Source organism: Cobetia amphilecti, from assembly GCF_020217465.1.
GTDB classification, from domain to species: Bacteria; Pseudomonadota; Gammaproteobacteria; order Pseudomonadales; family Halomonadaceae; genus Cobetia; species Cobetia amphilecti.
Window position 1 is genome coordinate 615866 of the sequence record NZ_CP084115.1, and the last position, 14000, is coordinate 629865.

The following is a 14000-nucleotide window of genomic DNA, read 5'->3' on the forward strand; positions in this document are numbered from 1 at the left end:
CCCGCAAGGGCACCGAGAGAGAATTGAGTTAAGGAACTCCAATGGCTATCGATATCAAAGCGCCGTCTTTTCCGGAATCCGTCGCCGAAGGCACTGTGGCGACCTGGCACAAGCAGCCCGGCGACAGCGTCGAGCGTGACGAGTTGATCGTCGAGATCGAGACCGACAAGGTCGTGCTGGAAGTCGTCGCACCGCAGGACGGCACCCTGGGCGAGATCAAGGTTCAGGAAGGCGACACCTGCGAGTCCGAGCAAGTGCTGGGCTCCATCGGTGATGCAGACGCCGCTGCGTCTTCTGACGCCAAGGACGACTCCGCCGCTGAAGAGAGCAAGGACGACGCCAAGGCCGACAGCAAGCCGGCCGCCGGTGGCGAAGGCAAGACGCTGGAAGTCAAGGCGCCGAGCTTCCCGGAATCCGTTGCCGAAGGCACCGTCGCCACCTGGCACAAGAAGGTTGGTGAAGCCTGTGAGCGCGATGAGCTGATCGTCGAGATCGAGACCGACAAGGTCGTGCTGGAAGTCGTGGCTCCGGCCGACGGCGCCCTGAGCGAGATCAAGGTCGAGGAAGGCGATACCTGCGAGACCGAAGCCGTGCTGGCACTGTTCAGCGCTGGTGCTTCCGGTGGCGCCGCGCCGGCCGCTGAGGCAAGCGACGACAATTCCGGCTCTGACGAAGGTCAGGACGAGAAGGTCGGCGACAAGATCCTCGCCCCGGCAGCACGCAAGATGGTCGCCGAGCACGATCTGGACGTCAGCAAGCTGGTCGGTACCGGCAAGGGCGGTCGCGTGCTGAAGGAAGACGTGGCCAAGGCCGTCAAGGAAGGCACTGCGGCCAAGTCCGCTGCCAAGCCGGCTGCCAAGTCCGGCGCTTCCAAGTCTGATGCCAAGGCCGCGCCGAAGTCTGCACCGACCTTCGAGGGCGAGCGTCCCGAGAAGCGCGTGCCGATGAGCCGCATGCGTCAGACCATCGCCAAGCGTCTGGTCAATGCCCAGCAGACTGCCGCCATGCTCACCACTTACAACGAAGTGGACATGAGCGCGGTGATGGAACTGCGCAAGCAGTACAAGGACACCTTCCAGAAGGTGCACGACACCAAGCTCGGCTTCATGGGCTTCTTCGTCAAGGCGGCCACCGAAGCGCTCAAGCGCTTCCCGGACGTCAATGCCTCCATCGACGGCACCGACATCGTCTACCACGGTTACCAGGACATCGGTGTGGCCGTGTCTTCCGACCGCGGTCTGGTCGTGCCGGTGCTGCGTGATACCGACAGCATGAAGCTCGCCGATGTCGAAAAGACCATCGTCGACTTCGGTCAGCGTGCCCGCGCCGGCAAGCTGGGCATCGATGAGATGCAGGGCGGTACCTTCACGATCACCAACGGCGGCATCTTCGGTTCCCTGATGTCCACCCCGATCCTGAATCCGCCGCAGACCGCCATCCTGGGCATGCACAAGATCCAGGAGCGTCCGATGGCCGTGAACGGTCAGGTCGTCATCCGTCCGATGATGTATCTGGCACTGTCCTACGATCACCGCATGATCGATGGCAAGGATGCAGTCCAGTTCCTCGTCGCCATCAAGGACCTGCTGGAAGATCCGGCTCGTTTCCTGCTCGACGTCTGAGACCGCAATGTCTCACGCCCTTGAGGATCTCGAGGGCGTGAGCGGCCCCGGCGGGTGGCACTGCCACTCGCCGGGTTGCCAACCCGAATCGAACTGCACCAACAGGAAGAGACATGGCCGATAAATTTGATGTGATCGTCATTGGCGCTGGCCCTGGTGGCTATGTTGCCGCTATCCGCGCTGCTCAGCTGGGTCTGAAGACCGCCTGCGTCGAGAAGTGGGTCAACAAGGAAGGCAAGGTCGTTCACGGCGGTACCTGCCTGAACGTCGGCTGCATTCCGTCCAAGGCATTGCTGGAAACCTCGCACAAGTACGTCGAAGCGCGTGATGAATTCGCCGAACTGGGCATCAAGGCCGACGGCGTCGAGATCGACGTGGCCAAGATGATCGAGCGCAAGGCGCAGATCGTGAAGAACCTGACCGGCGGTATCTCCGGTCTGTTCAAGGCCAACGGTGTCACCGCGCTGGAAGGTACCGGCAAGGTGCTGCCGAACAAGCAGGTCGAAGTGACCGATCACGACGGTGGCAAGACGACCTACGAAGCCGAGAACATCGTCATCGCGTCCGGTTCCGTGCCGGTCGAGATTCCGCCGACGCCGCTGACCGAAGGTCTGATCGTCGATTCCACCGGCGCGCTCGAGTTCGACGAAGCGCCGAAGCGTCTGGGTGTCATCGGTGCCGGTGTCATCGGCCTCGAGCTCGGTAGCGTGTGGAGCCGTTGCGGTTCTGAAGTCACCGTGCTGGAAGCGGTCGACAGCTTCCTGCCGATGGTCGATGCGGCCGTCGCCAAGGAAGCCCAGAAGCTGCTCAAGAAGCAGGGTCTGGACATCAAGCTCGGCGCCCGTGTGACCGGTTCCGACATCAAGGACAGCGAAGTCGTCGTCAAGTACACCGACGCCAACGGCGAACAGGAACAGACCTTCGACAAGATCATCGTCGCGGTCGGCCGTCGTCCGTACACCCAGAGCCTGCTCGACAGCGATGTGGGCATCAATCTGGACGAGCGTGGCTTCATCCACGTCGACGACCAGTGCGCGACCAGCGTGCCGGGCGTCTACGCCATCGGCGACGTGGTGCGTGGCCCGATGCTGGCGCACAAGGCCTCTGAAGAGGGCGTGATGGTTGCCGACATCATTGCCGGCCACAAGGCCGAGATGAACTACGACGCCATCCCGAGCATCATCTACACCTTCCCGGAAGTGGCGTGGGTCGGCAAGACCGAACAGCAAGCCAAGTCCGAAGGCATCGAAGTCAAGACCGGCAGCTTCCCGTTCGCGGCAAGCGGTCGTGCCATGGCCAACAATGCCACTGAAGGTCTGGCCAAGATCATTGCCGACGCTGAGACTGATCGCGTCCTGGGCGTTCACATCATCGGCCAGCATGCCGGTGAGCTGATCGCACAGGGTGTGACTGCCCTCGAGTTCGGCGCAAGCGCCGAAGACCTCGCACTGATCTGCACGGCTCACCCGACACTGTCGGAAGCCGTGCACGAAGCCGCGCTGGCCGTTGACGGGCATGCGATTCACATCGCAAACCGCAAGAAGCGCAAGTAAGCGTCCTTCCGAACAAGAGGCGCGTCGCCCCGGCCAGGCCGGGGCGAACGGTGGCAGTGGCATCTTGCGACTGCCGTTCGAGTCTAATGCAACCAATGGCATGACACGATGAACCTTCACGAATATCAGGCAAAACAACTTTTTGCCGACTATGGCCTGCCGGTGTCCAAGGGCTTTGCCGTTGACACCCCGGAAGACGCTGCTGAAGCGTGCAAGAAGATTGGCGGCGACAAGTGGGTCGTCAAGGCACAGGTCCACGCAGGTGGCCGCGGCAAGGCTGGCGGCGTCAAGCTGGTCGACAGCGCACAAGCCGCTTCCGACTTCGCGACCCAGTGGCTGGGCAAGAACCTGGTGACCTACCAGACTGACGAAAACGGTCAGCCGGTCACCAAGATTCTCGTCGAGAACTGCACCGACATCGCCGAAGAGCTGTACCTGGGCGCCGTCGTTGACCGCACCACTCGTCGCATCGTCTTCATGGCTTCCACCGAAGGCGGCGTGGAAATCGAGAAGGTTGCTGAAGAGACGCCGGAAAAGATCCTGAAAGCCGAGATCGATCCGCTGGTCGGCGCACAGCCGTACCAGGCGCGTGAACTGGCCTTCAAGCTGGGTCTGAACCCGACCCAGATCAAGCAGTTCACCAAGATCTTCCTGGGTCTGGCGAAGATGTTCGCCGACAAGGATTTCGCGCTGCTGGAAATCAACCCGCTGGTCATCACCGACGAAGGCAACCTCCACTGCCTCGACGGCAAGATCAACATCGACGCCAACGCCGTCTACCGTCACCCGGACCTGCAGGCGATGCACGATCCGTCTCAGGAAGACGAGCGTGAAGCGCATGCTGCCAAGTTCGAACTGAACTACGTTGCCCTCGACGGCAACATCGGCTGCATGGTCAACGGCGCAGGCCTGGCGATGGGCACCATGGACATCGTCAACCTGTCTGGCGGCAAGCCGGCCAACTTCCTCGACGTGGGTGGCGGTGCTACCAAGGAACGCGTTGCAGAAGCATTCAAGATCATCCTGTCCGACGACAACGTCAAAGCTGTTCTGGTGAACATCTTCGGCGGCATCGTGCGTTGTGACATGATCGCCGAAGGCATCATCGGTGCCGTCGAGCAGGTCGGTGTCAACGTGCCGGTCGTGGTGCGTCTGGAAGGTAACAACGCTGAACTCGGCGCCAAGAAGCTGGCCGAAAGCGGTCTGAACATCATCGCTGCTACCAGCCTGACTGACGCGGCGCAGCAGGTTGTCAAAGCTGCGGAGGGCAAGTAATGAGCATTTTGATCGACAAGAACACCAAGGTGATCTGCCAGGGCTTCACTGGCGGCCAGGGTACCTTCCACTCTGAACAAGCCATCGCCTACGGCACCAAGATGGTCGGTGGCGTGACGCCGGGCAAGGGTGGTCAGACTCACCTGGGCCTGCCGGTGTTCAACACCGTCGCCGAAGCCGTTGCCGAGACTGGCGCTGAAGCGTCCGTCATCTACGTGCCGGCACCGTTCTGCAAGGATTCCATCCTTGAAGCGGCCAATGCAGGCATCAAGCTGATCGTCTGCATCACCGAAGGCGTGCCGACTCTCGACATGCTGGAAGTCAAGGTCAAGTGCGACGAGCTGGGCGCGCGCGTCATCGGTCCGAACTGCCCGGGTGTCATCACTCCGGGTGAGTGCAAGATCGGTATCATGCCGGGTCACATCCACCAGCCGGGCAAGGTCGGTATCGTGTCTCGTTCCGGCACCCTGACCTACGAAGCCGTCAAGCAGACCACTGACCACGGTTTCGGTCAGTCCAGCTGTGTCGGCATCGGCGGCGACCCGATTCCGGGTTCCAACTTCATCGACATCCTCGAGATGTTCGAGAAGGACCCGAAGACCGAAGCCATCGTCATGATCGGCGAGATCGGCGGTTCTGCTGAAGAAGAAGCCGCTGCCTACATCAAGGCGAACGTCACCAAGCCGGTCGTCTCCTACATCGCTGGTGTGACTGCGCCTCCGGGCAAGCGCATGGGCCATGCAGGCGCCATCATCTCCGGCGGCAAGGGTACTGCCGACGAGAAGTTCGCGGCTCTGGAAGCGGCTGGCGTCAAGACTGTGCGTTCACTCGCGCAGATCGGCGATGCCATCAAGGAAGTCACTGGCTGGTAAGCCATTGATCTCCTGACAGCGATCGGCGCCAAGCGGATCGCATGTCACCGAAAGGGCAGGCCCATAGGGCCTGCCCTTTTTTCGTTTCTGGCCCTCACCAGTCTCTCTCTAGTGCATGCCGGCGGGGTTACCTGCGGCCGGTGGCGCAGGCGAGGGGAGAGGTGTTTCGGCTGATGCAGGCGGGGCAGGTGCGTTCATATCAAGCAGTTGCTAATCTGATGACTGTTCATTGGCACCTGACCAAGCGACACGTGCAGATGCCCCACGGCGCAACACGACTCACTGATAAGGATGTTCCATGCTCAAGTCATTCCCCGCCCTTACGCGCTCCGCGCGCCTGCTGGCGTTGCTGTCCCTGCCGTTGGCTGCTGGCATGCCGCTGTCTGCCAGTGCAGATTCCGGCGCGGCGGCAGCCTCCGCCCCTGAAGCTTCAGCGAGCATGCAGGTGCCTGCCAAGGGCATCGAGTCGGTGACCAGTCGTGATGATGTCGCCTCCGTCCAGGCGCGTCTCGAGACGGCGCTCAAGGCCAAGGGGCTGACGCTGTTCAGCGTCATCGATCATGAGGCGGGTGCCGAGAAGGTCGGCATGGAGCTGCCCGCGACGCATACCGTCATCTTCGGCAATCCCAAGGTGGGCACCCTGTTGATGCAGTGCAACGGGGCGGCCGCCCTGGACCTGCCGCAGAAGATGCTGATTCGCGCCGTGGAGGGTGGCAGCGTGATCGAGTGGAATGACCCGCAGTACATGGCCAATCGTCATGATCTGGGCGACTGCAAGCTGCCGCTGGACAAGATTGCCGGGCTGCTCAAGGGGCTGGCCGCCGAAGCGGCGGGTCAATGAAGGCAGCGCTCATCACGTGTCGATGCTGATATCGTGAACTGACAGCGAGCGCTGACGATCAGGCAGGACGAGAAAGCCGGACTCCTCACGGAGTCCGGCTTTTTGATGTTCCCCTGCCAAGGACTGCCTGTCTTGAAGGGCTGCTTACAGAGCATCACCGTGCTGCTTCAGCCACTGTACGGCGCGGTCCGGGTAGTCAGTGAAGACACCATCGACCCTGGCATCGACGAAGAAGACGCGCAGCATGTCGTCGTAATCGCTGGCCCAGTCCGGGATGCGGCCTTCATCGAGGCGGAAGGTGTAGGGCATCACGATCATGCCCTGCGCATGGGCTTTCTCGACCAGCGGCGTGACCTTGATGTCGTCCCGAGTCGAGCTGTCCTCGATCACCATCGGCTTCCACGGCCCGATGCCATCGGCGTAGGTGGCGATGCGCTGCATGCCGCCCTCCTGATACATCCAGTCATAGTCGTAGGGCTCAAGCTTGCCAGCCGCATCCGGCTGGAAGGTCATGTCCCAGCTGGTCTCGCCCATCAGCTGCACCAGACGCAGGTCCATCTCCAGTTCGGGCTGCAGCGTGTCGTGGATGCGCTTGAGGCCATTGGGATCGAAGACCTGCACGACGGCATTGTCATCCTGCGCGACGTAGCCGTAGTGCTTGAGGGTCTCGAGCACGGCTCGCGAGACCTGCTTGCCTTCCGACTGGTGGAACCAGGGCGCCTTGATCTCCACATACAGGCCGACATCGCGTCCGGTGGAGTGATTCAGGCCCTGGATCATCTCGATCTCTTCGCTCAGGGTGTGCAGGCCGAAGTGCGACTTGCCCAGCGGGAAGCGCTCAGGGTAGTCGGCGACCTGCTCGCCATCCTTGACGGTGAAGCCCTCGCTGAACGACAGCTTGCGCAGCTCGTCCAGCGTGAAGTCGATGGCGTAGTAGCGGCCATCATCACGCGCACGCTCGGGGAAGACCTCGGCGACATTGGTCACACGGTCCAGGAAGCGGTCGTGCAGCACCACCAGCTGGTCATCCTTGCTCATCACCACGTCCTGCTCGAGGAAGTCGGCGCCCTGGGCATAGGCCATCGCCTTGGCCGCGAGGGTGTGCTCCGGCAGGTAGCCCGAGGCACCCCGGTGGGCGACCACGACCTTGTCGGTGCCATGGCCGGGGTCGATGCTGCGCAGGGGCCTGTCATCAGCGAGTGCCGCTGAGGTCGAGGTGGCCAGCAGCGAGCCGACCACGCCCATCATGGCCAGCGGGCGGCGAATGCGGGCGGAAGTCGGGTGACGCTGGGAAGGATGCGGCATGTGAGATCACCTTGAGCTGTGGTTATTGTATGGTCGTTCAATAAAGCCGCCTGCCAACATAACAAAGTCTTATTCATATGGCGATGATCAAGTGTTTTTCATGATGATGTCTGAAGCGCTGCTCGGTCGCCCCGTCATGTGGTCGCCGAGCGACGCTTGAGCAAGCTTCCCAGCATGCTGCGTCCCGCCATCACGAAGAACACCGGGGCGCCGGCGATCAGGTAGAAATAGAAGGTCACCGCTCGCCAGATCACCACGGCCGCCGCGGCACTGGCGGCGCCAATCATCGGGCTGAGCAGGGCAGTGGAGGACAGCTCCGCGCCTCCGGCACCGCCGGGCAGCAGCGTCAGCTGGCCCGCTGCCAGCGAGAGCATCTGCACGATGAAGGTCCAGCTCCAGTCGATGTCCTGCCCCAGTCCGGACACGGCCAGATAGAGGATCGAGTAGCGCAGCAGCCAATGGGCACAGCAGAGCAGGAAGATCAGGCTCAGCGTCAGGCGCGGCAGGGCGAGTGTCTCGACCAGCGCATGGCGGAAGTGGATCAGGCCCCGCGCCAGCTTGACGCGTGAGCGATGGCGTACCTTGAGCCAGCGCAGCAGGCGTCCGCTGGTCTTGAGCAGGCGCCGATGATGCTTGCCCAGCGCGGCCAGCAGGCCAAAGCCGATGATCAGCAACAGCGCCGGCACGGCCAGCATCCACCCCAGGCGCAGGTCGATGGTATGCGAGAGGGCGTAGAGCCCGATGCTGGCCAGCGCCGAGAGGAAGAACAGCATGTCGGTGATCTGATCGACCGCGAATACCGCCGTGGCCTGCGCCGGGCGCACCCCCTGACGTGACAGCAGCCCCATCAGGGTAAGCGGACCGCCACTGCCGCCGGGGGTGGCGCTGATGGCGAACTCGGTCGCCATCACCATGCCGACGGCGCGCCGTTGCCCCAGGTGACCGCCACGCCCGGCCAGCAGCAGACGCAACCGGCCGGCGTTCAGGTTCCAGCACATCACGATCATGCCCAGCATCAAGAGGAAGGTGTCGAGGGGGAACTGGCGCAGCTGGCCGCCCAGTCCGCTGCCACCCAGCACCAGCGGTATCGCGATGACCATCACAAGGCCAGCACCCAGTAACCAGAGGGCACGATTCATGGCAGATTCCCGCAACGGGTTGTCACAAGGCCCATACGACGGGACTCATCCAGTGGGTGGGTCTCAGGCAGCACTGTGGGCCGCCTGGTGCGAGTTCAGTTGCGTCGTGTCAGACGTGGCGGGGGCGAGCAGCCCCTGCTGGGTCAGCCAGCCGATCTTGGTCATCGGCAGGCGCCCTTCATCGAGCAGGCGCTCGACCAGCGTCAACCAATACTGGCGTGAGCGTGCATGGCGCATGTCGACCGGATGCAGGCCCAGACGCAACACCGGCGCCTGTTGCTCGCGGCTCAGCTTGCGCTGCGTCACCCACTGCGACATCAGGCGGCGTGGCGCGGAGCGTGCGCTCCACACGAGTCCGGGCGCATCGATGACCGTGAAGTCAGGCAGTCGATAGAGATGCTGGGGGTCACTGGTGTAGCGGAAGTCGAGGGACTTCAGAGCCTGACGAGTGCCGTCACTCATCAGCCAGGCAGGGGCCACGAATCCGTCCAATGGCCAGCCGAGGCGCTTGAAGAGTGCGGCGCCTTCCAGCAGGCGTCGTCTGGCTTCGGCCTCATCGAGGGGGTAGAACTCGCCTTCCCAGGTCAGCACGCGGCGCATCAGGTAATCGCGCGGGGTGCGGGGGGCTGGTGCGTCATCGCAGTGATGGAAGCCATGCAGGGCAAGCTCGTCCCCCTGTTGGCGGCGAGAGTCCAGCAGGGCGATGAATTCCGGAGCGTCTTCCAGGGCGCTGCGATGATGGAAGTCAGGCACCACCAGCCAGGTGATCGGGCAGGGGTGGTTCAGGCGTGCCTGGCAGAGAGCATCCACCTCGGCGACGAAGTCCCGGTAGTCGGACCAGGTCTCGGGCGCGACATCATGCAGGACCAGCAGAAAGTGCTGCTTGGCAGCCGGCGACTCAGCCATGGGTCACCTCCTCGAGTACCGGTTGCATGCGAGTCCCGGTGACCGCGTGATAATGGCCGAGCAAGCCATCCACGACACGGTCCCAGGCATGGTGCTTCTCGACATGTCGCCGCGCCTGGCGACCCAGTGCGGCGGGGTCATTGGCGAAGACTTCCTGCACGGCACGCGCCATGGCATGCGGCGAGTGCGGGTTGCACAGCTGACCGCAGCCCAGTGGCACATTCTCGGCCAGCGCGCCGGCGCGTGCCGCCACCACCGGCGTGCCGCAGGCCATGGCTTCCAGTACCACCAGACCGAAGGTTTCCTGGGTGCCGGCATGCAGCAGCACATCCACTGAGGCCACCAGACGCGCCACTTCGGTGCTGCTGCAGAAATGCCCGGTCACGCTGACATTGTCAGGCAGATGCCGCGGCATGCCCGAGCCGATCAACAGCAGATGGTAGTCGGGGCCGAGCAGGCGAGCGGCCTCCAGCAGCTCATCCAGATTCTTCTCGCGTGAGCCGCGTCCGGCGAAGGCCAGCAGGCGCACGTGGTCTTCCAGGCCAAGCTCGCGGCGCAGGCTCTCATCGCGGCAGTCAGGGTGGAAGGTGGAGAGATCGACACCGAGTGGCTGGATATGGACATTGTCGACGCCGAGCCGGTCGAGCCGGTCGGCCATCACCTGGCTGGGGGCCAGCACGCGATCGAAGTGGCGATAGAGGCGTTTGACGTAGCGATCGACGTTGGCCCCTGACCACTCGCCCAGGCGATTGGTGATCAGGCGCGGCAGGTCCGAGTGATAGAAGCCCAGCACCGGGACATCGAGCTTGCGACCGGCATCGAGTGCCGCCCACGCCGTGACGTAAGGGTCGCCGGCCTCGATGACATCCGGCTGCAGTGCCAGCAGCGTGCTGACCCAGCCGCCCCGGCGCAGGGGGAAGCGATAGCCGTTGCCGAAGGGAATGGGCGGTGCCGGCACGCTATAGAGGTCATCACTGACACTGGTGGTCTCGCCGGGGACCAGCAGGCTGTGACGAACATCGGGCCGCGTCCGCAGACGTCGTCGCTTGGCTTCCAGGTAGGTTCTGACCCCGCCACTGGAGGGGGCATGGAACATGGTCATGTCAGCGATATGCACACGGACTCCTCAAGACCGCTTTACCGGTCGTGCGCGATGAAGATGAATCCCGACGTCACTGCCCGCCATGGCTGCCTTGTCGTGCTTCAGGGTGCTCCCGGGTGCTTGAGAAAGACGCAATCGAGCACGCAGATTCCAGCAAGCCAGTGGCATTGACGAACGAGCCTCTGGTCAAGTCATGGGGGGAACCCGACGTGAAACCAAGGGCAGAGGCATGACATGCGGTGTCGCGCGTGACGAGACGCCTCGCCACGCGATGTTCCACACTGCGGCTGGCAATGACGTTACATCAGGAGATGACTGGTCTGTGTGACAACAGGGAACAATGTTGGTGCGATGCGCGCCCGGTCTCGGTCATTTGTCATCAAGCTCCTGTCATCAGGCTCCTGGCATCAGGCTCCTGGCATCAGGTTCACTGCCAGGGGAGGAGAGAAGTCACGCCATGCTGGCGATGGTCCAGCAGGGAGTGCGGCAGCTGGCCTCTGGTCAGTGCTGCGCAAGAGAAGCCATACGACATGCAAAAAAAGACCCTGTCCGGAGCCACCGGACAGGGCAAGTGCGTGCACTACAGGAATACAGGGGGCGACAGGGGGGAGGGTCGCCGGAGCGGGCATTGCAGGGTCTAGCAGTGGATCGACTCAGTCATGTCTGGCATCCGTGCCTGGTGTTGCATGGGGTCCTGGCATCGTTATCTGTCCTGATGGAGGGAGATCGGGCGTCATCACGCCAGTCCATGCTGGGACAGGTGCAGGGCGCTGGGCATTGCCTGGCCAAGCTCCTGCGAGAAGGCGGCTTCCGGCTCGGCTGGGCGCTGGCTGGCGAGCAGCACAAGGCTCAGCAGCAGGCCGGCGGCCAGCAGCAGGCGGTTGCGGTTGCGGCGGCGATCACGTTCCAGCAGCATCGCGACATGTTCCATCGCTTCACGTTGAATCTCACGCTGGCGCTCCGGAGAGGTGGAGCTGCCATCCGAGCTTCTGCCTGAGCTGCTGTCTGCTGCGGCGTCGACGCGGGCGTAGCTCATGGCCGGGTGACGAACGATGGCGGCATGCTCGGCCAGGTGACGCAGTGAGGTAGCTGCAGTGGAGCGATGAGTTTTCATTTCCGGGTCCTCGCATGGACGAACTTCATCAGGGACAGGCTTCAGTCATTCGCGCTTGGTCAATCCAGTAACGCTGCAGCAGTGAAAGCAGATGTCGTGTGTCGATGTGAGGAGTATAGCGTGAGCTTCTGTTTCACAAAATTACAATTTCTCACGCTTGGTACACGCACCGTATACGCAATGCACAAGAACGAAAAACGCCCCGGGCGCAGAGCACTCCGGGGCGTAGATGGCCGTGGCAATTGCCCGTGATGACAAGGCAGTTACATACGGCAGTGGTGGGTCGCGGCTTATTCGGCCGGACGACCTACCAGTGAACGACGCTCTTCACGGGCTTCGGTCAAGGAGACCTTGATGATGTCGCCCAGTGAGTAACGCAGCTCGTCTTCGATGCGCACGCGGCCTTCCTTGTCATCGATCGCGACCTTCTTGCGATCGCTGTGGATCAGCGGTGCCGGAATGAAGACGCTGGCGCCATTCTCTTCCAGACGCACACGCATGCCGCCACGACGGATGTCGATGATCTCGCCAGTGAAGACCTGCTGTTCTTCGGCGGCCTTGGTCAGGTAGCGCACGTAGAGCCAGTCCTTCACATCGCGCTCGGCCATGCGGTTGAGACGACGACGTTCGCTGAGGTGCTCGGTCAGCTGCTCGGTGGCTTCCGCCGGCACGTCCTGGCCGAGAATCACGCGCTTGATCAAGCGGTGGTTGACCATGTCGCCGTACTTGCGGATCGGCGAGGTCCAGGTCGCGTAGGCTTCCAGACCCAGACCGAAGTGCGGCCCCGGCTGAGCGGACATCACGGTGTAACCCTGGAAGCGACGCATGCGCACGTCCAGCCAGGTGTCTTCGCGGCTGTCCAGCTCCTGACGGATCAGGCGGTAGCCTTCCAGGCTGCCCAGCTGTTCCGGCGTGGCGGTGATGTTCTGACCAGCCAGGAACTCGATGGTGTCGTCGTACTTCTCCGGCGCGAAGCCCTGGTGCACGTTGAAGATACCGTGACCGATGTGCTTGGAGAGCAGACGTGCGCAGCTCAGGTTCGCGGTGATCATGGATTCTTCGATCATGCGATTGCTGATGCGGCGGTGGTCGGCACGTACGTTGAGCACGTTGCCTTCCTCATCCAGCTCGAACTCGAAGTCCGGACGCTCGCGGAAGACCTGGGAATTGCGTGCACGCCAGGCGATACGCGCCTGGGTGAAGGCTTCCAGCTGACGCAGACCTTCGGCCAGCTCTTTGGTTTCCGGCTTCCAGCTGCCTTCCTGGCCTTCGATCCAGTCGGAGACGTTGTCGTAGGTCAGGCGGTGGTGGGAGCGCATGGTGGCCGCAAAGAACTTCGGCTCGCCGATCACGCCATCGGTATCGATGTCGACGATGCACATCAGCGTCGGGCGGTCTTCACCTTCCTTCAGCGAGCACAGGTCGTCGGCCAGGATTTCCGGCAGCATGGTGACGTTCTGGCTCGGCAGGTAGACGGTGAAGGAGCGCGTGCGCGCCTCTTCGTCGACACGGCTGCCTTCCGGGACGTAGGCGGTCGGGTCCGCGATGGCGATGCTCAGGGTCCAGCCGCCTTCCGGGCGCTCGACGATGTGCAGGGCGTCATCCATGTCACGCGTCTTCTCACCATCGATGGTGAAGAAGGGTACGTGGGTCATGTCTTCGCGAGTCAGGCCTTCCTCGAGCAGCGGCCAGTCAGTGCCGCCCTCCGGAGAGGCCTGTTCCAGCGCGTGACGCGCCAGGGTGACGCGCCACGGCACACGCGGGTTGTCCACGGTGGCGATGACTTCCTCGATCTGGGCGAAGAAGCTGCGGTCGTCCTTGCGCATCGGGTGACGCAGCAGACGTGCCACGACCCAGTCGCCATCATTGAGGGCTTCCTCATTGATGCCACGCTTCACACGCGCTTTCATGCGCGTGTTGATGGAGGGATGATCCGGCATCACGTTCAGGCGGCCATCACGCTTGCCGACACGAGCGACGAAGCGATCGACACCCGTCTCAATCAGCACTTCCGGCTGTACGGACTTCTTCTCACCTTCCACCTTGACGGTCGCTTCGACGGTATCGCCGTGCAGTACCTGCTTCATGGCGGGTGGCGGCACGAAGTAAGACTCGCCGTCCTCGCATTCGAGGAAGCCGAAGCCCTTGTCGGTGCCTTTGATCACCCCCGTGACACGGGGAATTTCCTGGCGGATTTGATCTTTCAGCTGCGCCAGCAGCGAATTGTTCTGCAGCATTTCGGAAGTTCTGTTGGCGGGGTCAGTGGCTCAC

11 protein-coding genes are annotated in these 14000 nt (G+C 62.7%); 5 read left to right on the top strand and 6 right to left on the bottom strand.

What is annotated here, in order from left to right; translation table 11 throughout:
- Window positions 1–41 precede the first annotated feature (41 nt).
- From odhB to LCW13_RS02675, 5 genes are all read left to right on the top strand, one after another.
- Window positions 42–1622: a 2-oxoglutarate dehydrogenase complex dihydrolipoyllysine-residue succinyltransferase gene (gene odhB, locus LCW13_RS02655; RefSeq protein ID WP_225347526.1), complete on the top strand. Its 1581-nt coding sequence runs from the start codon at window positions 42–44 to the stop codon at window positions 1620–1622.
- Window positions 1623–1735: 113 nt separating this feature from the next.
- Window positions 1736–3175 (top strand): dihydrolipoyl dehydrogenase, encoded by a 1440-nt coding sequence (gene lpdA, locus LCW13_RS02660; RefSeq protein ID WP_166019835.1) that lies wholly within the window; start codon window positions 1736–1738, stop codon window positions 3173–3175.
- 108 nt (window positions 3176–3283) lie between these two features.
- The gene (sucC, locus tag LCW13_RS02665; protein WP_043333999.1) at window positions 3284–4450 is read left to right on the top strand and encodes an ADP-forming succinate--CoA ligase subunit beta; all 1167 of its coding nucleotides are present in this window, start codon (window positions 3284–3286) and stop codon (window positions 4448–4450) included.
- The gene (gene sucD / locus LCW13_RS02670; protein ID WP_043333998.1) at window positions 4450–5322 is read left to right on the top strand and encodes a succinate--CoA ligase subunit alpha; all 873 of its coding nucleotides are present in this window, start codon (window positions 4450–4452) and stop codon (window positions 5320–5322) included. Before sucC ends, sucD begins: the two co-directional genes overlap by 1 nt.
- A 298-nt stretch (window positions 5323–5620) precedes the next feature.
- A complete protein-coding gene (locus LCW13_RS02675) occupies window positions 5621–6163 on the top strand; it encodes a DUF302 domain-containing protein (RefSeq protein ID WP_107335512.1) in 543 nt (180 codons plus the stop codon).
- 144 nt (window positions 6164–6307) lie between these two features.
- Here LCW13_RS02675 and glpQ read toward each other — a convergent pair whose 3' ends face one another.
- The 6 genes from glpQ to LCW13_RS02705 form a co-directional block, all read right to left on the bottom strand.
- On the bottom strand, window positions 6308–7468 hold the full coding sequence (glpQ, locus tag LCW13_RS02680; RefSeq protein ID WP_225347527.1) for a glycerophosphodiester phosphodiesterase: 1161 nt from the start codon (window positions 7466–7468) through the stop codon (window positions 6308–6310).
- Window positions 7469–7602: 134 nt separating this feature from the next.
- The gene (locus LCW13_RS02685) at window positions 7603–8607 is read right to left on the bottom strand and encodes a lysylphosphatidylglycerol synthase transmembrane domain-containing protein (protein WP_043333997.1); all 1005 of its coding nucleotides are present in this window, start codon (window positions 8605–8607) and stop codon (window positions 7603–7605) included.
- 63 nt (window positions 8608–8670) lie between these two features.
- The gene (locus LCW13_RS02690; RefSeq protein WP_225347528.1) at window positions 8671–9513 is read right to left on the bottom strand and encodes a DUF2334 domain-containing protein; all 843 of its coding nucleotides are present in this window, start codon (window positions 9511–9513) and stop codon (window positions 8671–8673) included.
- Entirely contained in the window at window positions 9506–10630 is a 1125-nt protein-coding gene (locus LCW13_RS02695; RefSeq protein ID WP_043333996.1) for a glycosyltransferase family 4 protein, read from the bottom strand. Before LCW13_RS02695 ends, LCW13_RS02690 begins: the two co-directional genes overlap by 8 nt.
- Window positions 10631–11351: 721 nt before the next feature.
- Window positions 11352–11729 carry a hypothetical protein gene (locus LCW13_RS02700; protein ID WP_225347529.1) on the bottom strand — a complete coding sequence of 126 codons (378 nt, stop codon included), beginning with the start codon at window positions 11727–11729 and terminating at the stop codon, window positions 11352–11354.
- A gap of 290 nt (window positions 11730–12019) precedes the next feature.
- Complete coding sequence (locus LCW13_RS02705) at window positions 12020–13966, bottom strand: exoribonuclease II (RefSeq protein WP_225347530.1); 1947 nt, start codon at window positions 13964–13966, stop codon at window positions 12020–12022.
- Window positions 13967–14000: the final 34 nt, after the last annotated feature.

Bases quoted from the DNA above. Each gene is read 5' to 3' on its own strand.
- odhB (WP_225347526.1), top strand. From the start codon at position 42: ATGGCTATCGATATCAAAGCGCCGTCTTTTCCGGAATCCGTCGCCGAA.
- lpdA (WP_166019835.1), top strand. From the start codon at position 1,736: ATGGCCGATAAATTTGATGTGATCGTCATTGGCGCTGGCCCTGGTGGC.
- sucC (WP_043333999.1), top strand. From the start codon at position 3,284: ATGAACCTTCACGAATATCAGGCAAAACAACTTTTTGCCGACTATGGC.
- sucD (WP_043333998.1), top strand. From the start codon at position 4,450: ATGAGCATTTTGATCGACAAGAACACCAAGGTGATCTGCCAGGGCTTC.
- LCW13_RS02675 (WP_107335512.1), top strand. From the start codon at position 5,621: ATGCTCAAGTCATTCCCCGCCCTTACGCGCTCCGCGCGCCTGCTGGCG.
- glpQ (WP_225347527.1), bottom strand. From the start codon at position 7,468: ATGCCGCATCCTTCCCAGCGTCACCCGACTTCCGCCCGCATTCGCCGC.
- LCW13_RS02685 (WP_043333997.1), bottom strand. From the start codon at position 8,607: ATGAATCGTGCCCTCTGGTTACTGGGTGCTGGCCTTGTGATGGTCATC.
- LCW13_RS02690 (WP_225347528.1), bottom strand. From the start codon at position 9,513: ATGGCTGAGTCGCCGGCTGCCAAGCAGCACTTTCTGCTGGTCCTGCAT.
- LCW13_RS02700 (WP_225347529.1), bottom strand. From the start codon at position 11,729: ATGAAAACTCATCGCTCCACTGCAGCTACCTCACTGCGTCACCTGGCC.
- LCW13_RS02705 (WP_225347530.1), bottom strand. From the start codon at position 13,966: ATGCTGCAGAACAATTCGCTGCTGGCGCAGCTGAAAGATCAAATCCGC.